This window comes from Arthrobacter sp. 05L428 (assembly GCF_056397665.1).
In genome coordinates this window covers 926467-951264 of record NZ_JBFTNW010000001.1, presented here as the reverse complement: position 1 = coordinate 951264, position 24798 = coordinate 926467, and the positions used below count along the sequence as shown (strand labels likewise).

Sequence of the window (24798 nt, the reverse complement as noted above, 5' to 3'; positions counted from 1 at the left end):
TTGTCGTTCCGGCTCCGTCAGGAATTGACGGGGCCGGGGTGCCGCGCTGTTGGTGACGCTCCCCCTGTGGCAGGTTCGCACCCAGCAGGCACAAGGACTAATTTTGCCACATTCCGGCACGTTTTGGTGAATTGGCGGAGCGAATGGGCTTCGCGAATCGGCTCAGCTCAGGCGTCGGGGCGGCGCCGGAGCCGGCCGTCCACGACGTCGTAGCCCAGTTCCCCGAACGCGGTGCGGTCCGCGCGCGGCAGCTTGCCGGCGTCGAACGCGTCGAGCAGGTCCGGCCGGCGTTCGGCGGTGCGCCGGTACTGTTCGTGACGCCGCCACTGCGCGATCTTGCCGTGGTTGCCGCTCAGCAGCACGGGCGGAACCTCGCGGTCCCGCCAGCTGGAGGGCTTGGTGTACACGGGGTACTCGAGCAGGCCGTCGGAGTGGGATTCCTCCACGAGCGATTCGGGGTTTCCGACGACGCCGGGCAGCAGCCGCCCCACGGCTTCGACCATGGCCAGCACGGCCACCTCCCCGCCGTTCAGCACGTAGTCACCGAGGCTCATGGGCCGGACGGTGAAGTGTTCCGCAGCCCACTCCAGGACCCGTTCGTCGATACCCTCGTAGCGTCCGCAGGCAAAGACGAGCTGCTCTTCTTCCGCGAGTTCGTGGGCAATCGCCTGGCTGAAGCGCTCCCCCGCCGGCGACGGGACGATCAGTACGGGCTTCCGGACGGCCTCCGCCCCAGGCGCTTTCGGGCCGGCCTCGGCAATGGCGGTCAGGGCCTGGGCCCACGGTTCGGGCTTCATCACCATGCCGGCCCCGCCGCCATACGGGGTGTCGTCCACGGTGCGGTGCCGGTCCGTGGTGAAGTCGCGGAGGTCGTGGACGTTGAGGTCCAGCAGCCCGTCCTGGCGGGCCTTTCCGATCAGCGAGAGTTCCAGCGGTGCCAGGTATTCGGGGAAGATGCTGACGACGTCGATCCGCATCTTAGGCGTTGTCCCCCGCGCCACGTTCGGCGTCGCTGGCTCCCTCGGCGTCGGCGTCTGTTTCGGTGCCGCCGTCGTCGGGGGTCCCGCCGGCCTCGGTGTTGACCTCGAAAAGGCCGGCTGGCGGGGTGACGAGGACGTACTTGTCCGCGACGTTAACCTCAGGCACGATCTGCTCCACGAACGGGATCAGGATTTCCTTGCCGTCCCGGTCAGTCACCACGAGCAGGTCCTGGACCGGCATGGTGTGCAGACCGGAGACCTTTCCGACCACCTGGTCGCCGACGCGGACGTCCAGGCCCACCAGCTCGTGCTCGTACCAGCCCTCGTCGTCGTCCTCGTCCAGTTCTTCGGTCTCGACGTAGAGCTTGGCTCCGCGGAGGGCTTCCGCCTCGTTGCGGGTCTCCACCTCCTCGAACGCCAGCAGCAGGATGTCCTTGTTCCAGCGGGCGCTCTCAACGGTCAGCGGCCCGGCCGACGCCGGTTCCACCACGAACTGGGTGCCGGGAACAAAGCGGTCACCGGGGGCGTCCGTCAGCACCTGGACGGTCACTTCGCCGCGGATGCCATGGGGCTTGCCGATTCGTGCCACCTGAAGCTGCATCTGTTCCTCTGTTCGGGTTCTCGTAAAGTCTGGGATTTGTTGGTGCATTTGCTGCGCAAAACAGTCCGGCCCCTCCACCATAAGCTGGTGAAGGGGCCGGACTAAAGACAAATAATGCTGGTCGCGCTACCGGCGGCGGTCGGTGTCGACGACGTCGACCCTGACCGGCTCGCCGTCGGCCAGCGCCGCCACCACAGTGCGCAAAGCGCGTGCGGTGCGGCCCTGGCGTCCGATCACCCGTCCCAGATCGTCCTGATGAACGCGCACCTCGAGGGTGTCCCCGCGGCGGTTGTTCTTCGCACTGACCTTGACGTCCTCGGGGCTGTCAACAATCCCGCGGACCAGGTGTTCGAGCGCTTCTGCCAGCAATTTACTCAGCCTCGGTGGTCTCTGCTTCGGCGTCGGCGGGAGCCTCGGCTGCGTCGTCCTTCTTAGCCTTCTTGGTGATAGCTTCCGGGATGATCACGGAACCCTTTTCCGGGGTAACGAAGGCTTCCTTGGGAGCCTTGGTCTTCAAGGTGCCCTCCTGGCCCGGGAGACCCTTGAACTTCTGCCAGTCACCGGTGATCTTCAGGATCGCGGCAACCTGCTCGGACGGCTGTGCGCCGACGCCGAGCCAGTACTGGGCACGGTCCGTGTCGACCTCGATGTACGAGGGCTCTTCGGTCGGGTGGTACTTGCCGATCTCTTCGATGGCACGGCCATCACGCTTGGAGCGTGCGTCCATGACGACGATGCGGTAGTACGGTGCGCGCATCTTGCCGAAGCGCTTAAGGCGAATCTTTACGGCCACTTTTGTGGTCACTCCTGTTTCTGAAACGGGGTCGAGCCCGGCGTTCTGCACCCGTGGGGCGGGCCGTACTAGGGGGTTCTAAAAGGACAAGATCCGGACGCGGAGAGAGGGGCCACGCAGATCGAGTACCTGTTCATTGTGCCAGATCACCGCGCGGATTTCGACTTGACACCCTAGGGCTGCGTGTCCGGGCACTTTTTCGAGCCGTCAGCTTGGGGCGTCAGGAGGTCCAGACGTAGAGCCCGGCCTTGGTGGCAGGGTCGACGCCGGCAGCGAGTTCGGCGAGCTGGCGGACATAGCGGGCGGCCTGGTCGGCACCGAAGGGCATGTCCTCCTCCGCGGCCCAGCCTTCGGCGACGTCCGCTAGGACATCACCCTCGCCCTCGGTCTCGTAGCTGAGCAACTCGGCCAGGGCGCGGACCATGGCGGCCGGCACGCCCAGCAGGGAGTCGCTGGCCACGTCCACCATGGCCAGCTCATAGTCGGCCCCGGCGGCATGCACGGCAGTCCCGGCCAGGTCACCCAGGCGTTCGACTTCGAAGTCGCTGATGTCCGGAATCCGGACCGCGCCGGGGGCGACCGCGGCGCCGCCGTCGAGGGCCGCGGCGCGCTTGAGGGCGGCGTCATGGGTGGCGACGAAGATTTCAGTAAATCCCAAGGAAGTGCTCCTCATGAGGGTTGGCGGCGCTGGCCGCGTTTTTGGCGTCGCTTTCAGCCTATCCGCTCCAGCCCGGCCGCGCCCGGACCGGCCGCGCCCGGACCGGACATGCTCTGCCCCGGCCGCAAGCAAGGGACATAATCCCACTATGTCCATTCCCCGAAGCGCACGCGGGACATGTCCGCGGACCCAAGCATCAGGAGGTGGACATGCCCAACGCGGGCCTCGAAGGTTGGACATGTCCAGTCCTGGCGCTGCAGGTTGGGCATGTCCGGATGATCACCGGACGGCGACGCGGATGCTGTTGCGCCACGGATCCTCGAAGCGCAGCTCGGCTCCGGTGTGGTGCGACTGGACGCCCGCGGTCTTGAGGCGGTCGGCGAGGGCGCCGACGTCGTCGCCGGACGGTACTTCAACCAGCACTTCGCCGAGGCCGAGGGTGTCGCGGCGGGGGCCGGCGCCGCGGCTGTTCCAGACGTTCATGGCCATGTGGTGGTGGTAGCCGCCGGCTGAGACGAAGAGCGCCTGGCCGTGCCAGCCCGCGGTCTTCTCAAAGCCGAGGGTGCCGACGTAGAAGTCGTGCGCGGACTGGACGTCGCCGACCTGCAGGTGGACGTGCCCGACGCCGGCGTCGGCCTCGCGCTGCCCGGCGAGCGACGCCTCGGTGAGGTGCTGCTCGAGGTAGCGCTGCGGCGGCAGGGCCAGGCTGTCCATCACGACGTTCTTGCCGTCCCAGGACCAGGCTTCGCGGGGGCGGTCCCAGTAGAGCTCGATACCGTTGCCCTCCGGGTCATTGAAGTAGAAGGCCTCGCTGACAAGGTGGTCGGCGCTGCCGGTGAAGGATTGCGGCTCATACTGCGCGGCGGACGCGACGGTGGCGGCCAGCGAGGGCTGGTCCTCAAAGAGAAGGGCGGTGTGGAAGAGGCCGGCTTCGCCGCGGGAGGGCAGGTTCAGCCCGGGTGCCGGTGCCAGGTGGACCAGCGGCTTGAGCTTGCGTCCGAGGTAGAGCCCGCCGTCCTGCTCGGCAACGATGTCGAGGCCGAGGGCGCGCTGGTAGTAGTCCGTCATCAGCTTCATGTCGCCGACCTTGAGCATCACGGTGCCCATGGTGAGTTCGGCAGGAAGGAGATCCTGGGTGCTGGCTTCTACGGTCATTGAAACGCTCCGGTGGTTCTGTGGCCCCCGACCTTCGGCGACCCTCGTAGAGTTAAATTACTTGAAGCTTCAATTTATTCCTAATGGCCGGGGATGCTCCCCTGTACCAGTTCGCCGCGGAGCACGATGCCCCTGAGCTCGCGCAGGGTGCCGAGATTCCCGCGCGGATCCTCGGCGCAGACCAGGACGTCGGCACTGGCACCTTCTGTGATCGCGTCGGCTCCGAGCCAGTCGCGGGCGGCCCAGGCCCCTGCGTCGAGGGCGGCGCCGGCGGGGAGCCCGGCGCCGTGCAGGGCCTCAAGTTCGTCGACGATGCGCCCGTGCTTGATCACACTCCCCGCGTCCGTCCCGGCGTAGATGGCGACCCCGGCCTCATACGCCTCGAGGATCCGTTCGGCGCGGCGTTCCCAGAGCCCCAGCATGTGCGCCGCGTAGCGGGGGAACTTTGCCTTGGCCTGGGCCGCGATGTCCGGGAAAGTGGCGATGTTGATCAGGGTGGGGACAATCGGGACACCCTGTTCGACGAAGCGCGGCAAGTGCCGGGGAAGCAGCCCGGTTCCGTGTTCGATGCAGTCGATGCCGGCGTCGAGCATGTCATCGAGGGTGTCCTCCGCGAAGCAGTGCGCCGTGACGCGGGCGCCTTCGTCGTGGGCGGCCCGGACCGCGTCCCTGACGCTCCGGGCCGGGAAACTCGCAGCGAGGTCGCCGGCGTCGCGGTCGATCCAGTCCCCCACCAGCTTGACCCAGCCGTCCCCCGCGCGGGCCTGCTTGCGTACGGCCTCCACGAGGTCCTCGGGTTCCACCTCGACGGCGAAGCCCCGCAGGTACCGCCGCGTCCTGGCGATGTGCCGCCCGGCGCGGAGGATGCGTGGCAGCTCGCGCCGTTGCTGGATCCAGCGGGTGTCATGAACGGCGCCGGCGTCGCGGACCAGCAGGGTACCGGCGTCGCGATCGGTCAGGGCCTGCCGCTCGGCAACTTCCTCGGGGACATCCCCGCCGGGTCCGAGCCCGATGTGGCAGTGCGCATCGACCAGCCCGGGGATCACCCAACCGTCCAGGACCAGGTCCGGCGCGGCCGCGGGGCGCCGGAAGGTCAGGCGGCCGTCCACGGCCCACAGCCCGCGCCGCTCTTGGTCGGCTCCGGTGAGGACCGGGCCGCTGAACTCGATGATGCCGCTCATGGCCTAAAGCCTAATCCGCATCGCGATCCGCGGGCCTAGCCCGCCCAGCCCCCCAGCCCCTCGACGGCTTCCCGTCGGCCTGTGGTAGCTTCGTCTACGACCACACGGGTGCCCTTGCAGGGGCTGAGATCGGGCTGACGCAGCCTGCGACCGTTGAACCTGTCCGGGTAATGCCGGCGAAGGAAGTGAGTATCTCTTTGAGCGCAACAAATCCACAGCAGAGCCCTGCCCAGAATGGGAACAGCGCCGCAGCAGCTACCGTGACGCAGTCCCTGAAGTCGCATGCCCTCGCGTACGTCGAGGACGGCGGGATCCGCGTCCCGGTAACCGAAATCGCCCTGGCACCGTCCCCTGGCGGCGTCGGGAATCCTCCGTTCCGGGTCTACCGCACCGCGGGCCCGGGCAGCGACCCGGTGGTGGGACTCGCCGCTTTCCGCCGTGACTGGATCGCCGGGCGCGCGGACACGGAGCCGTACAGCGGCCGGGAACGCACTCTGCTCGACGACGGCAAGTCCGCGGTCAGGCGCGGCGCCGCCTCGGCTGAATGGCGGGGCGCACCGCCCGAGCCGCGTCGCGCCGTCGAAGGCCGAACGGTTACCCAGATGCATTATGCGCGGCACGGCATCGTGACACCGGAGATGCGTTTCGTCGCGCTGCGGGAGAACTGCGACGTCGAGCTTGTCCGCGGCGAAGTCGCCGCCGGCCGGGCCATCATCCCAAGCAACATCAACCACCCGGAGTCCGAGCCGATGATCATCGGGAAGGCGTTCCTGGTGAAGATCAACGCGAACATCGGCAACTCCGCGGTAAGCAGTTCCATCGCCGAGGAGGTCGACAAGCTCCAATGGGCCACGCAATGGGGGGCGGACACGGTGATGGACCTTTCGACCGGGGACGACATCCATACGACCCGCGAATGGATCATCCGCAACTCGCCCGTCCCCATCGGCACCGTCCCGATCTATCAGGCACTGGAGAAGGTGAACGGCGAAGCAAACGCCCTGACCTGGGAGATCTTCCGTGACACGGTGATCGAACAGTGCGAGCAGGGCGTCGACTACATGACGATCCACGCCGGGTTGCTGCTGCGGTACGTCCCGTTGACCGCCAACCGGGTCACCGGCATCGTGTCCCGCGGAGGTTCCATCATGGCTGGGTGGTGCCTCGCACACCACCAGGAGAACTTTCTCTACACGCATTTCGACGAGTTGTGCGAAATTTTCGCCCGCTACGACGTCGCCTTCTCACTCGGCGACGGCCTGCGGCCGGGGTCGACGGCGGACGCCAACGACGCTGCCCAGTTCGCCGAACTGGACACCCTGGCGGAGCTCACGCAACGGGCCTGGGACTTCGATGTCCAGGTCATGGTGGAGGGCCCGGGACACGTGCCGTTCCACCTCGTCCGGGAAAACGTGGAGCGCCAGCAGGAACTCTGCAAGGGCGCGCCCTTCTACACGCTGGGGCCGCTGGTCACGGATATCGCACCGGGCTATGACCACATCACCTCGGCGATCGGCGCCACCGAGATCGCCCGCTACGGGACCGCCATGCTGTGCTACGTCACGCCGAAGGAGCACCTCGGCCTGCCCAACAAGGACGACGTGAAGACCGGCGTGATCACCTACAAGATCGCCGCCCACGCCGCCGATCTTGCCAAGGGCCACCCCGGAGCGCACGAACGCGACGATGCCCTATCCAAGGCCCGGTTTGAATTCCGTTGGCGGGACCAGTTCGCGCTGTCCCTGGACCCGGTGACGGCTGAGGCATTCCACGACGAGACTTTGCCGGCGGAGCCGGCTAAGACAGCCCATTTCTGTTCGATGTGCGGGCCGAAGTTCTGCTCCATGCGGATCAGCCAGGACATCCGGGACGAGTACGGTTCGGCGGATTCCCGGGCAGCCTTGGCACAGCTGGCGGACGGAATGCGGAGGAAAAGCGACGAATTTCTGGCGGCCGGAGGCAAGGTCTACCTGCCCGAGCCCACCGTGGGCGCACAGTCAGCGGTACAGGCCTAGGCACAGGCACAGCCCTAGGCCGCGGCCGGGCGCCTGCCCTGCGGGGTAGGCGTCCGGCCGGCCACTCCTACGAGGCGTGGGCGTGCCGGCTGCGGTTGACGTCGGCGATGAACGTGCGGATGGCGCGGTCGCCCTCTTTTGAGTCCTGCGGCCGGTGCCCTCCGGGTGCGGTGCGGTGCAGGGCGCCCGTCTCCCTCAGGTAGCCGGCGATTTCCTCGTAGAGCGGCTCCCAGCCACCGGTAAGGACCAGGGTGGGCACGCCGGGAACGATGTGCAGCGGCGCTTCCCACGGCGGTGCCTGCAGCCGCAGCCGGCGCGCCGCCCGGAGGGCCTCCGGCGTCATGGCTCCCGGGGCGCCGGCGGCGAAGGCACGGCGGACGAATTCCCGCTGGAAGTCGTCGTCGCTGAGGCTGTGCCGGACGTCGAAGAGCGGCTGCATGAGCGCCCGGTGCGCAGCGCTGGCCGGGAGCTCCGCGGTCAAGGACAGGCAGGCCGGCTCCACCAGGGTCAGCGACTGCACCAGGTCGGGGCGTTCGACGGCCGCCATCATCGCCGCGATCGCACCCTGCGAATGGGCCACCACGTGGCCGCCGGCAGCGCCGCGGCCGTCGTCGGCCAGGGCCCGCAGCACAATTGCGGCGTCGGCGGCGAAGTCCGTCTCCTGCGGCTCGGCGACGGCGTCAAAGCCGTGCCGCCGCAGGAACAAGGCGTCGTAGCTCAGCGCCATGCCGTGCTGCTTCGGCCACGCCGCGGCGCCAAAACTGCCGGCCCCGTGGACGAAAACTACGCGCTGCTTGAACATGCCCTAAGCCTATGGCACCGGTCCGTCATCGAAGCCGACGACATCCTGCACGCCGACATCCTGGCCACCGAGGTACTGCCAGCGCCAAGGCGGCTTCCGCTACTTGCTGCCGCCGAGGAACTTGTCGAAACCCTTGGGCAGGTTCAGCTGGGACGGGTCGAATTCCCCGCCCTGCTGGCCGAAGGCCGCACCGGTGGGCACAGCCTTGGGGCCAGCGGCGCGCCGTGCCTCCGCGTCCTTGAGCTCCTGCGCGGCCTTGGCCGGGTTGCCGGAGCGGGCTTTCTTCTTCGGTGCGTTCTTGGCCCCCTTGCGGGCTCCGCCGCCGCCCATGCCGGGCATCCCCGGCATCCCGGGCATCCCTCCGCCGGCGGCCATCTTCTTCATCATCTTCTGTGCCTGCGCGAAGCGTTCCAGCAGGCCGTTGACCTCGGAGACGTGCACGCCGGAACCGCGGGCGATGCGGGCGCGGCGGGAGCCGTTGATGATCTTCGGGGCCACCCGCTCGTGCGGGGTCATGGACCGGACAATAGCCTCGACCCGGTCAATCTCACGCTCGTCGAACTGCTCCAGCTGCTGCCGGATGTTCTGCGCGCCCGGCATCATCATGAGCATTTTCTTCATCGAGCCCATGTTGCGGATCTGCTGCATCTGGGCGAGGAAGTCCTCGAGGGTGAAGTCTTCCTGGTCGGCGAACTTCTTCGCCATCCGGGCCGCTTCGTCCTTGTCCCAGGACTTCTCGGCCTGTTCGATCAGGGTGAGCACGTCGCCCATGTCGAGGATGCGCGAGGCCATCCGGTCCGGGTGGAAGAGCTCGAAGTCGTCCAGGCCTTCGCCGGTGGACGCAAACATGACCGGCTTCCCGGTGACCGACGCGACGGACAGCGCGGCACCGCCGCGGGCGTCGCCGTCGAGCTTGGAGAGCACGATGCCGGTGAAGTTGACGCCTTCATCGAAGGCCATTGCCGTGTTGACGGCGTCCTGGCCGATCATCGAGTCGATCACGAAGAGGACTTCGTTGGGGACGATGGCCCGGCGGATCTGGCGGGCCTGTTCCATCATTTCGGCGTCGACGCCAAGCCGGCCGGCGGTGTCCACGATCACGACGTCGTGCAGCGTGCGCTTGGCTTCCTCGACGCCGGCACGGGCGACGGCGACCGGGTCACCGGCAGGGTGGTCCAGCTCGGAGGAGGTGGCCCCCGGGTGCGGGGCAAAGACGGGAACGCCGGCCCGCTGGCCGACAACCTGCAGCTGCGTCACGGCATTGGGGCGCTGCAGGTCGCAGGCGACCAGCATGGGGCTGTGGCCCTGCGCCTTGAGGAACTTGGAAAGCTTGCCGGCGAGGGTGGTCTTACCGGCACCCTGGAGGCCGGCGAGCATGATGATGGTCGGCCCGGTCTTGGCCAGCCGGATCCGGCGGGTCTCGCCGCCGAGGATCTCGACGAGTTCCTCGTTGACGATCTTCACGATCTGCTGGCTCGGGTTCAGCGCACCGGAGACCTCGACGCCGAGGGCCCGCTCGCGCACGCGGGCGGTGAACTCCCTGACCACCGGGACGGCAACGTCGGCGTCCAGCAGGGCACGCCGGATCTCGCGGACCGTGGCGTCAACGTCTGCCTCGGTGAGGCGGCCCTTGCCACGGAGGTTCTTGAAGGTTGCTGTCAACCGGTCAGAGAGTGAATTGAACACGCGCCGTGCACTTCTTTCAGTGGATCTACAGCTGGCGGCCAGTGCGGCACGCCAGAGTCGTGACTGTTTCGCCGGAACGAACTGCCTCGACAACGGGACTCGACTATCTAGGGTACCAAGACCCGCCTTCAAGATGGCATGCTGGCTTAGGTGACCAGTCAACCAACAGTAAAAACCCTGCTCATCCTCGGCGCCTCGGGCGACCTTACCGGCAGGCTGCTGCTGCCGGGACTGGCCCGGCTGGTGGCGAGGGGCCACGCATCCGGCCTCACCCTGGTGGGCGCGGGCTCGGACGACTGGACTTCGGAACAGTGGCTGGAACGCCTTGAGACCTCCTTCGCCGACGCCAACTCCCAGGCCGACTCCAGCGGCAAGCGGGAGCTGAAACGGATCCGCGAAAGCACCAGCTACCACCAGCTGGACGTCACCGCCGAAGGGCAGCTGGCCAGCCTCTTGGCCACGCTGGAAGGACCGGTGGCTGTCTATTTCGCCCTGCCGCCGAAGATCAGCCAGCTGGCCTGCGAAGCCCTGACCCCGGAGCAGGTCCCCGCCGGGACCCGGCTGGTGATGGAGAAGCCGTTCGGGTCCAGCGAAGAATCGGCACGGGACCTGAACAAGACCCTGGCCGCACTGGTCCCGGAGGACCACATCCACCGGGTGGATCACTTTCTGGGCAAGGCCACGGTACTGAACATCCTGGGCCTGCGCTTTGCGAACACCTTCCTGGAGCCGGTGTGGAACCGGGACTGCGTCGAGAAGGTGGAGATCATCTTCGATGAGGACCTCGCGCTGGAAGGCCGGGCCCGCTACTACGACGGCGCCGGCGCACTGCGCGACATGATCCAGAGCCACCTGCTGCAAATCATGGCCCTGATGGCAATAGAACCGCCCGCTTCGGTGGACGAGCGGGACCTGCGCGACGCCGTCGCCACGCTCCTGCGGGCCAGCAGCATCAAGGCGCCGTACGCCAAGAACACCCGCCGCGCCCGGTACACGGCAGGCTCCATCGACGGCCGGAAGGTCCCGGACTACGCCAAGGAAGAGGGCGTGGACGCGTCCCGCAACACCGAGACCCTTGCCGAGGTGCAGGTGGACATCGACAACTGGCGCTGGCAGGGCGTGCCGTTCATCCTCCGCTCAGGCAAGGCGCTGGGCGCCATGCGCAAGGAAGCCGTGGTCACGTTCCGGCCGGTGCCGCACCTGCCCAAGGGCTTCACCGGGGTGGACTCCCCCAACCAGCTGCGCATCGGCTTCGGCCCGGACACGCTGCAGTTCGACGTCGACGTGAACGGCCCCGGCAACGTGCTCAGCCTGGACCGGGCCACCCTGAAGGCGGAACTCAGCGCCTCCGAGCTGCTCCCCTACGGTGAAGTGCTTGAAGGGGTGCTCACCGGCGACCCGCTGCTGTCCGTGCGCGGTGACACCGCGGAAGACTGCTGGCGTATCCTCGAACCCGTGCTCAAGGCCTGGGCCCGTGACAGCGTCCCGCTGGAGGAATATGCCGCCGGCACGCCCGGTCCGGAGGGCTGGCCGGCGTAAGGCAGGCGGCGCCCGACGTCGGGCGCTCCCGCAGGCGCTAGCGGCCCCAACGCACGCAACAAAAAATGCGGGCCGGGCACCTTTCCAGGTGCCCGGCCCGCCGTCGCAACCCCCGATCGCGGTCCGCTCGCGCGGCAGCGGCTGGAGGGCTGCAGCCTAGATGGCTGCCGCGCCGCGTTCACCGGTTCGGACGCGGACCGCCTCGAACACGTCCATCGTCCAGACCTTCCCGTCGCCGGCCCGGCCGGTGTTCGAGCTGGCGATGATGACGTCCAGGATGTCGTCCGCCTGTTCGTCAGTGGCCAGGACCTCGACCCGGATCTTGGGCAGCAGGTCCACGTTGTACTCGGCGCCGCGGTACACCTCGGTGTAGCCGCGCTGCCGGCCGTAGCCGCTGGCCGCGCTGACCGTGAGGCCCTGCACGCCGTAGGCCTCCAGGCCTTCCCTGATGGTGTCGAGCTTTTCCGGACGGACGATTGCGGTAATCAGTTTCATGCTTCCACGCTTTCCTTGCCAGCTGCTGACTTCTTGCCGTTCGACTTGACGTCCACGGCCTCGGCTGCCGGTACTTCAGCACTGTCGCCCAGCGACTTGCCGGTGATCAGTTCGTGCAGCGGCTGGAAGCTTCCGCCGTGGCCTCCGACGCCGAACTCGTAGGCAGTCTCGGCGTGCAGGCTCAGGTCCACACCCACGACTTCCTGCTCCTGGGACACCCGGAAGCCCATCAACTTGTGGATCGGGAAGGCGATGATGAAGGTCATGATTGCGGTGAAGGCTACGGCGAGCAGCGCTGCGAGAACCTGCGCCACGAGCTGCGTCGTGCCGCCGCCGTAGAACAGACCCGCGGTGCCCTGGGCCGGGGTGGCCAGGAAGCCGATCGCCACGGTGCCGACGACACCCGAAACAAGGTGCACGCCGACGACGTCGAGCGAGTCGTCGTAGCCGAACTTGAACTTCAGGCCGACGGCGAGGGCCGAGGCCACACCGGCGACGACGCCCAGGGCGATCGCGCCGAGCGGGGAGACGTTGGCGCAGGCCGGCGTGATCGCGACCAGGCCGGCCACCACACCGGAAGCGGCGCCCAGGGAGGTCGGGTGGCCGTCGCGGAAGCGTTCGACAGCGAGCCAGCCGAGCATTGCGGCGGCCGGAGCAGCGAGGGTGTTGATCCAGATCAGGCCGGCCTGCTCAACCGTGGCGGCGGCACCGGCGTTGAAGCCGAACCAGCCGAACCAAAGGATTGCGGCGCCCAGCATGACGAACGGGACATTGTGGGGGCGGTGGTTCGGGTCCTTGCCGAAGCCCTTGCGGTTGCCAATGATCAGAACCAGAATGAGCCCGGCGACGCCGGCGTTGATGTGCACCACGGTTCCGCCGGCGAAGTCGATCACCGGGGCAAACGTCTGGCCGAACCAGCCGTCCTTGGAGAAGAGGCCCCCGCCCCAGACCATGAAGGCCAGCGGCGCGTAGACGAGGGTGGCCCAGATGGGCGTGAAGATGACCCATGCGGAGAACTTGGCCCGGTCAGCGACCGCGCCGGAGATCAGTGCCACCGTGATGATGGCGAAGGTCGCCGCGTAGCCCACCTTGAGCAGGTCCGCCGGCTCCGTGAAGTTGTGCAACCCGAAGTGGCTGAAAGGGTTAGCGAAGATCTGGAAGAAGTTGTCGGTGTTGCTCGTAGCCATCGAAGCGCCCCACAGGACCCACATGATGCCAACGGTTCCAATGGCAACGAAGCTCATCATCATCATGTTCAAAGCCGACTTGGCGCGTGTCATGCCGCCATAGAAGAATGCCAGGCCCGGGGTCATGAACAGCACGAGGGCTGATGCGACCAGGAGCCAAACGAGACCTGCGGTGAGTTCCATGGTCTGCGTCCTCTCTTGCTCTTAGGTGCGGACTTGTCCGCCAGTCCAACGCATTTTTGCGTTCTAAGAAAAGTTTGCAGTTGCCGTGTTTCACCGGCTGAGGATTTACATTGCCGGGTTGTTACAAGAACCTCCCGGAAGTAAATGGTGCGTCTCGCGCTTGTTACGGTTATGTTTCACGCGTTCCATCACGCCCCTGCCTGCCCTTGGGCATCAGAAGCAGCACCGAAAGCAGCACCATGAGCAAAGCGTCCCGTTCCGCCAACGGAATCCGGCCCCCTGCCGGACTCCGCCGCCCCGGCGGCCCCCGCCTGCCCCGGGACATCAAGGTGATGCTGGTTGCCGCCTTCCTCATCGCGCTGGGCTTTGGCCTCGTCGCGCCGGTGCTCCCCCAGTTCGCCACCACTTTCGACGTCGGCGCCACAGCGGCGGCCGTGATTGTCAGTATCTTCGCGTTCATGCGGCTCGTCTTCGCTCCGGCCGGCGGGGCGCTGATCGTGCGGCTGGGCGAACGGCCGGTGTACGTGGCCGGGCTGCTGATCGTGGCCGCGTCCACGGCGGCCTGCGCCTTCGCCCAGGACTACTGGCAACTGCTGGTCTTCCGCGGTCTGGGCGGCGTGGGATCGGTGATGTTCACGGTGGCGTCGATGGCCCTCGTGGTGCGGCTGGCGCCGCCGGAAAGCCGGGGGCGCGTCTCGGGTGCCTACGCCTCGGCCTTCCTGATCGGCAACGTGTGCGGGCCGATCGTCGGCGGGCTGCTGGCCAGCTTCGGACTTCGGGTGCCGTTCCTGGCCTACGCGGCCGCGCTGGTGCTCGCCGCCGCCGTTGTGCAGACCCAGCTCAGCCATGTCCCGGCAGGTTCCCGTGAGGCGGGTGCGGCGGCCCCGGCAATGCTGCTCCGGGAGGCGCTGAGGGACAGCGCCTACCGGGCCGGGCTGGCCTCCAGCTTCGCCAACGGCTGGGCCACCTTCGGCGTCCGGATGGCCACGGTGCCGCTTTTCGCCGTCGCGGCGCTCGGAGCGGGGTCCTCGTCCGCGGGCTGGGCACTGGCCGTGTTCGCCGCCGGCAACGCCGCGGCGCTGACCTTTTCCGGGCGGCTCGCGGACAACCTGGGCCGGAAGCCGATGATGCTCGCCGGGCTCGTCGTCACCGGCCTCGCCACCGCCGCCATCGGCTTCACTCACGAGCTTCCTTGGTTCCTGCTGGCCTCGACCGTCGCCGGCATCGGGTCCGGCCTGCTCGGGCCCGCGCAGCAGGCGGCGATTGCCGACGTCGTGGGCAACGAGCGCTCCGGCGGCCGGGTGCTTGCCGTGTTCCAGATGACCGCGGACAGCGGCGCGATCGTGGGGCCCGTGATCGCGGGGCTGCTGGCGGACCGGCTGGGCTACGGCTGGGCGTTCGGCGTGACCGGCGGGGTGCTGCTCGCGGCGGCCGCGGGCTGGCTGCTGGCCCGGGAGACCTTCCAGCGCACCCCCGCCCGGGGCTAGCCGAGATGCCCCGGACCGACCACCCGGCACTCGATGCGGAACCAGTCTCCCGCAGACGCCGCCCTTCCCGAAAAATCACACGCCTCCTCGCGACAATTGCGGTCCTTGCCGCCGTCGCGCTCGTTGCCGGCATGCCCACCGTGTCGTCGAACCCCAGTGCGACATCGGAACCCAATGCGACGTCGGAAAAGGCCGAACCCACGCCCCGGGACAGCCCTAGGCAGCCTGCCCAGAAGGACAAGAGCGCAGACGCCACCTTCTATAAGCAGATCCCGCCCCCGCCGGGCTCCCCCTTGATGAAAGTGGCTCCGCTGACGCTGGCGGTAACGGACGTGCCGGTCGGAACGAGCCTGAACAAGGGCACCGTCGGAATTTCCCTGGAAGCGACCGACCTCGCGGATCCCGCTTTGGGCGCGGAGAATGCCTCGATGGTGAAGCTCCTCAAAGGCTCGGACGGCACCGTCCTGCGGTTTGGGGGTAACTCCGTTGACCGTCGATTCTTCTGGACGTCCTCAGGCGAAGCACTGCCAAAGAACTACAAAGGAGACAAAGCCCACCCGGCCAAGGTAGTCACGCCGGCCGACCTGCAGCGGGTGGCGGCTCTCCTGAATGCGACCAATGCCAGGATCAGCCTCACGGTGGACCTGGGACACTACAACCCCCGGCGGGCAGCGGACATGATCAAGAACGCGTCCCGGATCTTCGGCCCGCGGCTGCTGAGCTTTACCGTCGGGAACGAACCGAACGGGTTTGCCGCCACGAAACTGCGGCCGGCCAGCTACGGCGTCGAGGAGTACGTCGCTCAGCTCAAAGCCTATGCAAAAGCCATACATGCGGTCGCCCCCGGCGTCACCATTTCAGGGCCCGGCGTCTACGACCAGAAATGGTGGAAGCCCTTTGTCGACGCCAAGCTGCCGCAGAAGAAAGTCCTGTCTTTCCACAACTACCGGCTCTCCAGCTGCAAGGACACGAAGTCTCCGGACTTCCCCACAATCTCCAACCTTCTGGGACGGCTCAACCGCCAGCGCGCCGCAACTTACCAGGAGAGTGCCCTTAAGGTGGCCAAAGCCGCCCGAGTAGAGACCTGGCTCGCGGAGACCGGCATGTCAGCCTGCCCAGGGTCCAACCAGACCACCAAGACGCATGCGGCGGCGCTGTGGGCCGCGGACTACGCGCTCAATGCCGCCCGCCTGGGCGTCACCCGGCTGGGCTTCCACAGTTCCCTGTCGACCTGCAAGGGTGGGCCTCCCATGTCCGTATTGTGCAGCGGCGGGCCCTACCTCAAGCCCAACGGCCAGATGGTCCCTCGAGCGAACTACTTCGGGATGGCGATGGTCGCTGACCTGGCGCCAGGGAAGTTCCTGCAACTCGAGAGCAAGGGCGGAGGCTTGACCAACAGTTATGCACTGCGCAACGCGGACGGAAGCACCACTGTGGTCATCGTCAACGAAAACGACCCCGCGAAGTACGGCCAGACCGAAGTTTCGCTGAAGCTGCCCGGCCGTGCCCGACGCGGAACCATGACACAGCTCAGCGGGCCCCGCTTGAACGCGCAGGACAGCACGGTGATCGACGGGGCCAAGGATTCGCCGGTCCCGGCCGCCAAGCGTCTGACGGTGCCGGGCTTCGCCTACGGCTCGGCTACGCAGAAGTTAATGCTGACGGCCGGCACCGTCACGGTGCTGAACTTCAGCTACTGACCGGACGCTACGGATTAACCCAAACTAGCTCGCACGAGTTGTCGTTTTGAGCGCTGAAAACGACAACAAGTGCGAGCTAGTTGGACTGCTGAGTTGCTAGTTCAGCAGCGCGTCCACGAAGCTTTCGGCGTCGAAGGGCGCCAGGTCGTCCGCGCCCTCGCCGAGGCCGATCAGTTTGACCGGCACCCCGAGCGACTTCTGGATCGCGACGACGATGCCGCCCTTGGCGGTGCCGTCCAGCTTGGTCAGCACGATGCCGGTGATGTTCACGACCTCGGCGAAGACGCGGGCCTGGTTCAGTCCGTTCTGGCCGGTGGTCGCGTCCAGGACCAGGAGCACCTCGTCCACCTCGGCGAGCTTTTCGATCACGCGCTTGACCTTGCCGAGCTCGTCCATCAGGCCGACCTTGTTCTGCAGCCGGCCCGCGGTGTCGATCATGACGACGTCGACTTCCTGGTCGATGCCGGCCTTGACCGCCTCGTAGGCGACGGACGCCGGGTCCGCGCCGTCGATGTCGGACTTGACCGTGGGGACGCCGACGCGCTGGCCCCAGGTGGCGAGCTGCTCAGCCGCGGCGGCACGGAAGGTGTCGGCGGCACCAAGCAGCACGTCCTTGTCCTCGGCAACAAGCACGCGGGCGAGCTTGCCGACCGTGGTGGTCTTACCCACGCCGTTGACGCCGACCACCATCATCACGGCGGGCTTATCCGCGTGCCGCTCGACGTTCAGGCTGCGGTCCATCGTGGGGTCCACGAGCTTGATGAGTTCCTCGCGCAGCAGGGCCTTGACCTGCTCGGGCGAACGGGTACCGAGCACCTTGACACGTTCGCGGAGGGCGTCCACGAGCTGCATCGTCGGTTCCGTACCGAGGTCCGCCAGCAGCAGGGTCTCCTCGACCTCGTCCCAGACGTTTTCGTCGATTTTGTCCGCGGAGAGCAGGGCGAGCAGGCCCTTGCCGAGGATGTTGTTGGACTTGACCAGGCGTTCGCGCAGTCGGGTCAGGCGGCCTGCCACCGGCAGCGGGGTCTCGACCGGAACGGTCTCGAGGCCCGCGACGTTGTCCGGCACCTCGACGGTTTCGAGGCCTTCGAGGTCGACGGCGTCCGGCGCCGTGGCCCCGCGGGGCGGAGCGGGACGGTCCTCCAGCAGCGTGCCGCCGCCGGTACCCTGCACGGGGTCGTTCGCGTCGCGCTGCGACGGGTAGTTGGTGATGTTCTTCCGGGTCTTCATGAGCACCGGAATCAGCGCACCGAGGACCACCAGGGCAACGAGGATGGGCAGGATGATGGGGAGGATGTCGTTCACTCCCCTAGCTTCTCACAAACCCCAAACGCCCCGGTTGCAGCCCCGGCTCCGTCCGGAGCAGGCCTTCAGGCGCCCGGACCTCAGACCTCGGCCCCCAGCCGCTGGCTGATCACGGTGGAGACGCCGTCGCCGCGCATCGTGACGCCGTAGAGTGCGTCCGCGACCTCCATGGTGCGTTTCTGGTGCGTGATGACGATCAGCTGGCTGGACTCGCGCAGTTCCTCGAAGATGGTGATCAGGCGGCCCAGGTTGGTGTCGTCCAGGGCGGCCTCCACCTCGTCCATGACGTAGAACGGCGAGGGCCGGGCCTTGAAGATCGCCACCAGCAAAGCCACCGCCGTCAGCGACCGTTCTCCGCCGGACAGCAGGGAAAGCCGCTTGATCTTCTTGCCGGCGGGGCGCGCCTCCACCTCGATGCCGGTGGTGAGCATGTCCGAGGGGTCGGTCAGCACCAGCCGGCCTTCGCCGCCCGGGAATAGCCGGGCGAAGACGCGGACGAACTGCGCCGCGGTGTCCTCGAAGGCCTCGGCGAAGACCTTCTGCACGCGTTCGTCGACTTCCTTGATGATGTCCAGCAGGTCCTTGCGGCTGGACTTGAGGTCCTCCAGCTGCGTGCTCAGGAACTGGTGGCGCTCCTCGAGGGCCGCGAACTCCTCCAGCGCGAGCGGGTTGACCCGGCCCAGGGCGGAGAGGTCGCGTTCGGCCTTGCGGAGCCGCTTTTCCTGCTCCTCGCGGACGAAGGGTTTGCCGTCGACGATCTCGTGTCCGTCCTCGTCCACGGGGGCGCGGAGGGCCGCCCACTTGTCCGCCGACTCGCCGGCCGGCAGCGGTACGGGCTGGTCGGGGCCGAAGTCGGCGACCAGCTGGTCCGCGGTCAGTCCGAGTTCCTCGACGCTGCGCAGCTCAAGGGCTTCGATCCGCAGGCGCTGCTGCGCGCGGGCCAGTTCGTCCCGGTGCACAGAGTCGGTCAGCTCAGCCAGTTCACGGGCGAGGGCGTCGTTGCCGGCGCGGACCGCGGACAGTTCACGCTCCATTTGCTCGCGGCGCTCCTCGGCGCGGTCGCGTTCGCGGCGGGCCAGTTCCACCGACACGTCGATGAAACCGATCACCTGCCCGACGGCGGCGGCCACGGCTGCGGCGCGGCCGGCCTGGAGCCGGCGGCGGCGGGCCCGTTCGGCGGCCTCCTCGCGGGCGCGGCGTTCGGTGGCGGCGGCCCGTTCCAGCGACGCGGCCCGGTTGCGGAGGGCGGTCAGTTGCTCCTCCGCGCTGCGCAGCGTGAGGCGGGCCTCCATTTCAGCCGCGCGGGCCGCGGACGCCGCGAGGGCGAGGGCATCGCGGTGTTCCGGCGAGGGCTCGTCCTCGGCGGGGGCCTCCTGGGCCGCGGCCAGCCGGGCGGCGACAGCCTCCAGCGACTCCTGCTCCGCCTGGATGTTCGCCTCCGCCCGGGCCAGCGACGCGGCGAGGCGTTCACTTTCCCCGACGGCGCTGCGCAGCACCGAGTTCAGGTGGCCCAGCCGTTCGGCCACGGCGGCGAGCCGGGCGTCCGAGTCGTGCAGCTTTTCAAGGGCGGCGTCGGCGCGGTCCTGGGCGGCGGCCCGGCGGGATTCGGCGGCGGCCAGGGCGAAGCGGTTGCGTTCCAGCCCGGCCGCCACGCCGGCGAGCCGGGCGGCGGCGTCGTCGACGGCGGCCTGGACCTCCAGCAGCGACGGCGCCGTGGCGGAGCCGCCGCTGACGCTCAGAGCAGTGAACACGTCCCCGGTGCGGGTCACCGCAGTCAGTTCCGGCCGGGCGGCTATGAGCCGGGCCGCGGCGTCGAGGTCCTCGACGACAGCGGTGCCTTCGAGCAACTGCCCCAGCGGCAGGCCGGTGCCGCCGTTCTTGTCGCCGGCCGGGCTGACGAGTCCTGCGGCCCAGCGGGCGCCCGCGGGCAGTTCTCCCTCCGGGGCTTTCGCGGCTGTCCCGGATCCGTCGGCGAGCAGCAGTGCGGCGCGGCCGGCGTCGTCGTCTTTCAGCAGCTGCACGGCCGCGGCGGCCGCGGCGGCGTCGCGGACAACGACGGCGTCGGAGCAGCTGCCCAGCGCGGCGGCGATGGCGGCCTCGTAGCCGGTCTCCACGCTCAGCATGCCCGCGAGCGGACCCAGCACGCCGGGCAGCCCCGCGGCAACCACATGTTCGGAGCCGTCCTTGCGGTTCAGGCCAAGCTGCAGGGCGTCCCGGCGGGCCACAAGGGCGTCGCGTTCCCGCTCGCCTTCGCGTTCGGCGGCCTTGAGGGCGTCGATTTCGGCTACGACGGCGTCGAGGGCGTCGCTTGCGGCTTCGTATTCGGCGTCGAGGGTTTCCTCGCCGTCCTCGACGCCGGCCACCTGGGATTCGAGGGCGGTGAACTCGCTTTGGGCGAGGCGGCGCCGTTCCTCACCGGACTTCTGCGATTCCCTCAGCCGGCCGAGTTCGGCCTGGGCGGATTCGACCCGGGACCTCGCAGCACCCACCTGGCCGGCGAGCCGGGCAAGGCCCTCGCGGCGGTCGGCGGCGGCCCGGAGCAGGGTGGCGAGGCGTTTGTCCTCCGCCGCGGCTGCGCTTTCGGCGTCCTGCTTGGCGGCGGTGGCGGCGTCGAGGGCGGTTCGCTGCTCGACAATCTGCTCTTCAAGCCCGGCCTGTTCCGCGCGGACCCGGGCTGCCTGCTTGTCGAGTTGCTCGGGGTCGCGGCCGGTGTCCGGGGCCGCATCGGAGGTCCCGAGCAAGCGGCGGCGTTCCTCGGCGAGCGATCCGAGGGAGCGCAGCCGTTCGCGTCCGGAGGAGAGCTGGTACCAGTTGTCCCGGGCGGCGTTGAGCTTTGGCGTGGCCTCTGCGGCGAGCTGCTCCAAGCCGGCCTGGCGCTGGCGGCCGCTTTCGAGTTCCCGTTCGACGACGCCGCGGCGGGCCTTCAGCGCGCTCTCATCCGCGACGTCCTGGGCCAGCACCGACTGCAGCTGGACCAGGTCGTCGGCCAGGAGCCGGGAGCGGGCGTCGCGGACCTCGAACTGGACGGTCTGGGCGCGGCGGGCCACCTCGGCCTGCTTGCCCAGCGGGGTGAGCTGGCGCCGGATTTCCCCGGTGAGGTCGCTGAGCCGGGCGAGGTTGGCCTGCATGGCTTCGAGTTTGCGGACCGTCTTTTCCTTGCGGCGGCGGTGCTTGAGGATGCCGGCGGCCTCCTCGATGAAGCCGCGCCGGTCCTCCGGGGTGGCGTGCAGGACCTTGTCCAGCTGCCCCTGCCCGACGATGACGTGCATCTCACGGCCCAGGCCGGAGTCGGAGAGCAGTTCCTGGATGTCCAGCAGCCGGCAGCTTGCGCCGTTGATCGCATATTCCGAGCCGCCGGTGCGGAACAGCGTGCGGGAGATCGTGACTTCGCTGTAGTCGATCGGCAGCGCGCCGTCGCTGTTGTCGATGGTCAGCGAGACGTGGGCGCGGCCCAGCGGCGGCCGGCCGGAGGTTCCGGCGAAAATGACGTCTTCCATCTTGCCGCCGCGGAGCGTCTTGGCCCCTTGTTCGCCCATCACCCAGGACAGTGCGTCGACCACGTTGGACTTGCCCGAGCCGTTGGGTCCGACCACGGCGGTGACGCCGGGTTCGAATTCGAACGTCGTCGCGGAGGCGAACGACTTGAATCCGCGGACGGTCAGGCTTTTGAGATGCAAGGTGTTTCGGGTCTCCTGTATGGCGGACGCGGGGGTGTTTCCTGCCCTAAATCTACTGGCACCACAACGAATTCAGCGGATTTACGCTGCCTTCCGGGTTACCAGCGTCCGTTCCGCGGCCGCGGCTGGCAGACCGGGCAGGTGTAGGAGGAGCGGTTCATGAACTGTTCGCGCTTCATCAGGCTCACGATGCCCGCCTCCGCGCAGCGCCGGCATTCCTGGCCCTCGCGGCCGTAGGCGTTCAGGGACCGCTCGAAGTAGCCGGAGGCGCCGTTGACGTTGACGTAGAGCGAATCGAAGCTGGTTCCGCCGGCGGCGAGGGCGTCCGTCATGACCTGCCGGGCCGCGTCGAGCACCCGCAGCGCCTCGGACCGGCGGAGGGTATCCGTGGGCCGGGCGTAGTGCAGTTTGGCCAGCCAGAGCGCCTCGTCCGCGTAGATGTTGCCGATCCCGGAAACCAGCGCCTGGTCCAGGAGCGCCCGCTTGAGGCCGGTCTTGCGTGCCCGGATCCGCCGGTAGAAGACGTCGAAGGAAAAGTGCGGGTCCAGCGGGTCCCGGGCAATGTGCGAGGCTTCCTCGGCGATCAGCGGCAACGGCGTCTCCGCGAGGCCGCCGGGACCGCCGTCGGGCGTGGGGATCAGCGCGGTGAGGAACAGCCCGCCGAAGATGCGCTGGTCCACGAAGCGCAGCTGTTCGGGCATGCCTGCTGCGGGACTGAGCCTCAGCCGGATCTTCAGGTGCTTCTCGTCCGCGACGGCGGCGTCCTGCATCAGGAGCTGCCCGGACATGCCCAGGTGGGCCATCAGCGCGACGGCGGGGGCAGGCCCTGCAGCCGCGCCTTCGCTGCCCGGGGCCGCACTGCCGGCACCCGCGGGGGTGTCCGCCAGCGGCAGCCACAGGAACTTTCCGCGACGGACGACGTCGAGTACCCGGGCACCTTCAAGGTTTCCGGCAAAGTCCTCGACGCCAAGCGCGTGCCGGCGGATGGAGCGCGGATCCAGCACCTCCACGGAAGTGATGGTCCGGCCGCGCACCCAGTTCACCAGGCCGCGCCGGACCACCTCGACCTCGGGCAGTTCAGGCAAGGGTGGCGCCTAGCTGCCGGTCTGGGTCTTGAACGGCGCGGCGTCGGCCGGTGCCTCGGCCGGCGCGTCCGAGGCCTCGGCCTGAGCGGCGTCCGCGGTCCGGGCGGGAGCGGGGGCGGAGAGCCGGCGCCAGGCGTCGGCGGCTGCTTCCTGTTCGGCTTCCTTCTTGGAATTTCCCGAGCCGGTGCCGTAGTCGTTGCCACCGATCCGCAGCACGGCCTCGAAGGACCGCGCATGGTCCGGGCCGGAGCCCTCCACGGCATAGTTGATCGTGCCTAGCTGCCGGCTGGCCGCGAGCTCCTGGATGCTGGTCTTCCAGTCCGTGCCGGCGCCCAGCGCGGCAGCGTCCTGGAGCAGCGGGCCGACCAGCCGCATGACGAGCTGGCGCGCGGTCTCCAGGTCGTTGGACAGGTAGGTGGCGCCGATCAGCGCCTCCATGGTGTCCGCCAGGATGGAGGCCTTGTTCTTGCCCTCGGTGAGCTTCTCGCCCTGGCCCAGGTAGATGTACTCCCCCAGCCCGATGCTGCGGCCGATGCCGGCCAGCGCCCGGGTGCTGACGACGGCGGAACGGCGCTTGGCCAGGTCACCTTCGGGCAGCTCGGGGTTGTCGCGGTACAGCGCATCGGTGACGGAGAAGCCCAGGATGGAGTCGCCGAGGAACTCGAGCCGTTCGTTGGTGGGGATCCCGCCGTTTTCGTAGGCGTAGGAACGGTGTGTCAGAGCAAGACGAAGCGTCCCGGCGTCAATAGAGACACCGAGACGCTTCAGAAGCTCTTCAGTTGAAGACATCTTAGTCAGCCTGTTGGCGGATTAGACGTCTGCGACCTTGCGGCCCTTGTACTCAAGGAACAGCGCGGTGCCAGCCGAGTCGGTAACGACCTTTGCCTGGTGCGGCAGGCTGTAAACAACCTGTCCGTTTTCCACGGTCTTCACCAGGTGGGGGGCAGTTGCCTTCCACTGGGAGCGGCGGGCGCGGGTATTCGAGCGAGACATTTTCCGCTTCGGGACAGCCACGGCTAACTCATTTCTCTCTAGTCCAACACTTACAAATCAGTTTTGCCGGTCAGGCTTAGCCAGATCAGCTAGGGCAGCCCAGCGAGGATCTACGACCTCGTGGTGGTGCCCCGGCTCGTCTTCCAGGCGAACTCCGCATTCGGAGCAAAGGCCCTGGCAGTCTTCCCGGCACACCGGCTGGAACGGCAGCATAGTGACAACTGCGTCCCGCAACACCGGCTCAAGATCGATCAGATCGTGCTCGACTCGACGTTGCTCTTGTTCGTCTTCTTCGTCCGGGAATTCAGCATCCCCGTAGAAGAAAAGTTCTTGCACATTGACCTCAAGGTCATACGCAAGGGGATCCAGGCATCGACCGCATTCGCCGGTTACTTCGACGTTTGCGGTGCCCGATACCAGAATTCCTTCGTGTACGGCCTCCAAGCGCAGATCCAACTCGACGTCCGAGCCTTCCTGCACACCAATGAGCGCCACACCAAGGTCACTTGGTGCGGGTACATGTTCCGTCAGTGTCCGCATGCTTCCCGGACTGCGTCCGAGGTCCTTGACGTCGAACGCCAGGGGCGAACTAGCATCTCGCTTAATGAGAACTCCTGTTGAACATATGACCGACGTACCATCTTAGCCTGATCTTCCGGACGGACTCAAACCGGGCGGCAGCGCGCGGAACAGCTCCGCACACGAGGCCCGGTCAGGGCCGCGCAACCGGCAGCAGGCCGCCGACTACCGATCAAGCTTACCCTCTGCGGGGCGGATCCTGGACCGGCTCGCCGGACCTCAGCCGTTTCAGCACGGACTTCGGCACGAAGTCCGCGACGTCGCCGCCGAGGGTGAAGACTTCCTTGATCAGCGTGGAGGACAGGTGCAGGTAGTGGCCCTCGGCCGGAATGAACACGGTCTCCACGCCGGTCAGCTGCCGGTTCATGGTGGCCATCGGCAGTTCGTAGTCGAAGTCCGAGGAGGAGCGCAGGCCCTTCACGATCGCATTGGCTCCCCGCTGCCGGCAGTACTCGGCTAGCAGCCCCTCCCCCACGGGTTCCACCACGATCCCGCGCAGCGAGGCCAGGGTTTCCCGGGCCATGTCGAGCCGCTCCTCGAGCCCGAAACGGTATTTCTTGGCGTAGTTGGTGGATACGGCCACGATGACCTCGTCGAAGAGGCTGGCCGCCCGGGCTATGACTTCCAGGTGGCCGTTGTGAATAGGGTCAAAGGAGCCAGGGCATACGGCGCGTCTCATGCTCCGAACCTACCGCAT

General features: G+C 67.9%; 22 protein-coding genes and 1 riboswitch. Of the genes, 4 read left to right on the top strand and 18 right to left on the bottom strand.

The genetic code is table 11. The features are described from left to right. Positions 1–167: 167 nt before the first annotated feature. From trmD to AC1DH3_RS04390, 7 genes are all read right to left on the bottom strand, one after another. Positions 168–977 carry a tRNA (guanosine(37)-N1)-methyltransferase TrmD gene (gene trmD, locus AC1DH3_RS04420; RefSeq protein WP_441417511.1) on the bottom strand — a complete coding sequence of 270 codons (810 nt, stop codon included), beginning with the start codon at positions 975–977 and terminating at the stop codon, positions 168–170. 1 nt (position 978) lies between these two features. Next, a complete protein-coding gene (gene rimM, locus AC1DH3_RS04415) occupies positions 979–1581 on the bottom strand; it encodes a ribosome maturation factor RimM (RefSeq protein WP_476892348.1) in 603 nt (200 codons plus the stop codon). A gap of 126 nt (positions 1582–1707) precedes the next feature. Next, positions 1708–1950: an RNA-binding protein gene (locus tag AC1DH3_RS04410; RefSeq protein WP_056426755.1), complete on the bottom strand. Its 243-nt coding sequence runs from the start codon at positions 1948–1950 to the stop codon at positions 1708–1710. Between the two features lies 1 nt (position 1951). Further along, positions 1952–2374, bottom strand: coding sequence for a 30S ribosomal protein S16 (gene rpsP / locus AC1DH3_RS04405; protein WP_138769023.1), 423 nt, complete (start codon positions 2372–2374; stop codon positions 1952–1954). 220 nt (positions 2375–2594) lie between these two features. Continuing rightward, on the bottom strand, positions 2595–3032 hold the full coding sequence (locus tag AC1DH3_RS04400; RefSeq protein ID WP_175320852.1) for a hypothetical protein: 438 nt from the start codon (positions 3030–3032) through the stop codon (positions 2595–2597). A gap of 279 nt (positions 3033–3311) precedes the next feature. Then, a complete protein-coding gene (locus AC1DH3_RS04395; RefSeq protein WP_441417509.1) occupies positions 3312–4187 on the bottom strand; it encodes a VOC family protein in 876 nt (291 codons plus the stop codon). Positions 4188–4267: 80 nt separating this feature from the next. Continuing rightward, positions 4268–5368: an amidohydrolase family protein gene (locus tag AC1DH3_RS04390; protein WP_476908675.1), complete on the bottom strand. Its 1101-nt coding sequence runs from the start codon at positions 5366–5368 to the stop codon at positions 4268–4270. Positions 5369–5462: 94 nt separating this feature from the next. Continuing rightward, positions 5463–5570: riboswitch (TPP riboswitch) on the top strand. Here AC1DH3_RS04390 and thiC point away from each other — a divergent pair. After that, entirely contained in the window at positions 5539–7383 is a 1845-nt protein-coding gene (thiC, locus tag AC1DH3_RS04385; protein WP_476908674.1) for a phosphomethylpyrimidine synthase ThiC, read from the top strand. (Overlaps the previous riboswitch by 32 nt.) Before the next feature lie 67 nt (positions 7384–7450). Here the strand turns inward: thiC and AC1DH3_RS04380 are convergent, their stop codons facing one another. Continuing rightward, positions 7451–8185: an alpha/beta fold hydrolase gene (locus tag AC1DH3_RS04380; protein ID WP_441417506.1), complete on the bottom strand. Its 735-nt coding sequence runs from the start codon at positions 8183–8185 to the stop codon at positions 7451–7453. A 99-nt stretch (positions 8186–8284) separates the two neighbouring features. Continuing rightward, complete coding sequence (gene ffh / locus AC1DH3_RS04375) at positions 8285–9871, bottom strand: signal recognition particle protein (RefSeq protein ID WP_476892345.1); 1587 nt, start codon at positions 9869–9871, stop codon at positions 8285–8287. A gap of 150 nt (positions 9872–10021) precedes the next feature. On the opposite strand from ffh, the gene AC1DH3_RS04370 reads away from it, so the two are divergent. Continuing rightward, positions 10022–11410 carry a glucose-6-phosphate dehydrogenase gene (locus tag AC1DH3_RS04370; protein WP_476908673.1) on the top strand — a complete coding sequence of 463 codons (1389 nt, stop codon included), beginning with the start codon at positions 10022–10024 and terminating at the stop codon, positions 11408–11410. Between the two features lie 156 nt (positions 11411–11566). On the opposite strand, the gene AC1DH3_RS04365 is transcribed toward AC1DH3_RS04370, so the two are convergent. Continuing rightward, a complete protein-coding gene (locus tag AC1DH3_RS04365; protein WP_175320845.1) occupies positions 11567–11905 on the bottom strand; it encodes a P-II family nitrogen regulator in 339 nt (112 codons plus the stop codon). Further along, positions 11902–13275, bottom strand: coding sequence for an ammonium transporter (locus AC1DH3_RS04360; RefSeq protein ID WP_441417503.1), 1374 nt, complete (start codon positions 13273–13275; stop codon positions 11902–11904). Before AC1DH3_RS04360 ends, AC1DH3_RS04365 begins: the two co-directional genes overlap by 4 nt. A gap of 239 nt (positions 13276–13514) precedes the next feature. On the opposite strand from AC1DH3_RS04360, the gene AC1DH3_RS04355 reads away from it, so the two are divergent. Next, positions 13515–14762 carry an MFS transporter gene (locus AC1DH3_RS04355; protein WP_476908672.1) on the top strand — a complete coding sequence of 416 codons (1248 nt, stop codon included), beginning with the start codon at positions 13515–13517 and terminating at the stop codon, positions 14760–14762. A 296-nt stretch (positions 14763–15058) separates the two neighbouring features. After that, entirely contained in the window at positions 15059–16462 is a 1404-nt protein-coding gene (locus tag AC1DH3_RS04350; RefSeq protein WP_476908671.1) for a hypothetical protein, read from the top strand. 96 nt (positions 16463–16558) lie between these two features. Here AC1DH3_RS04350 and ftsY read toward each other — a convergent pair whose 3' ends face one another. From ftsY to coaD, 7 genes are all read right to left on the bottom strand, one after another. After that, positions 16559–17767, bottom strand: coding sequence for a signal recognition particle-docking protein FtsY (gene ftsY, locus AC1DH3_RS04345; protein WP_441417500.1), 1209 nt, complete (start codon positions 17765–17767; stop codon positions 16559–16561). A gap of 80 nt (positions 17768–17847) precedes the next feature. Continuing rightward, on the bottom strand, positions 17848–21444 hold the full coding sequence (smc, locus tag AC1DH3_RS04340) for a chromosome segregation protein SMC (RefSeq protein WP_476908670.1): 3597 nt from the start codon (positions 21442–21444) through the stop codon (positions 17848–17850). 98 nt (positions 21445–21542) lie between these two features. Next, a complete protein-coding gene (gene mutM / locus AC1DH3_RS04335; RefSeq protein WP_476908669.1) occupies positions 21543–22529 on the bottom strand; it encodes a bifunctional DNA-formamidopyrimidine glycosylase/DNA-(apurinic or apyrimidinic site) lyase in 987 nt (328 codons plus the stop codon). Positions 22530–22538: 9 nt separating this feature from the next. Further along, complete coding sequence (gene rnc, locus AC1DH3_RS04330) at positions 22539–23318, bottom strand: ribonuclease III (protein WP_441417497.1); 780 nt, start codon at positions 23316–23318, stop codon at positions 22539–22541. A 21-nt stretch (positions 23319–23339) separates the two neighbouring features. After that, positions 23340–23543, bottom strand: a complete 204-nt coding sequence (gene rpmF, locus AC1DH3_RS04325) for a 50S ribosomal protein L32 (RefSeq protein WP_056738282.1) — start codon at positions 23541–23543, stop codon at positions 23340–23342. 36 nt (positions 23544–23579) lie between these two features. Next, positions 23580–24104, bottom strand: coding sequence for a YceD family protein (locus AC1DH3_RS04320; RefSeq protein ID WP_146337283.1), 525 nt, complete (start codon positions 24102–24104; stop codon positions 23580–23582). A gap of 175 nt (positions 24105–24279) precedes the next feature. Next, a complete protein-coding gene (gene coaD, locus AC1DH3_RS04315; RefSeq protein WP_441417496.1) occupies positions 24280–24780 on the bottom strand; it encodes a pantetheine-phosphate adenylyltransferase in 501 nt (166 codons plus the stop codon). Positions 24781–24798 lie beyond the last annotated feature (18 nt).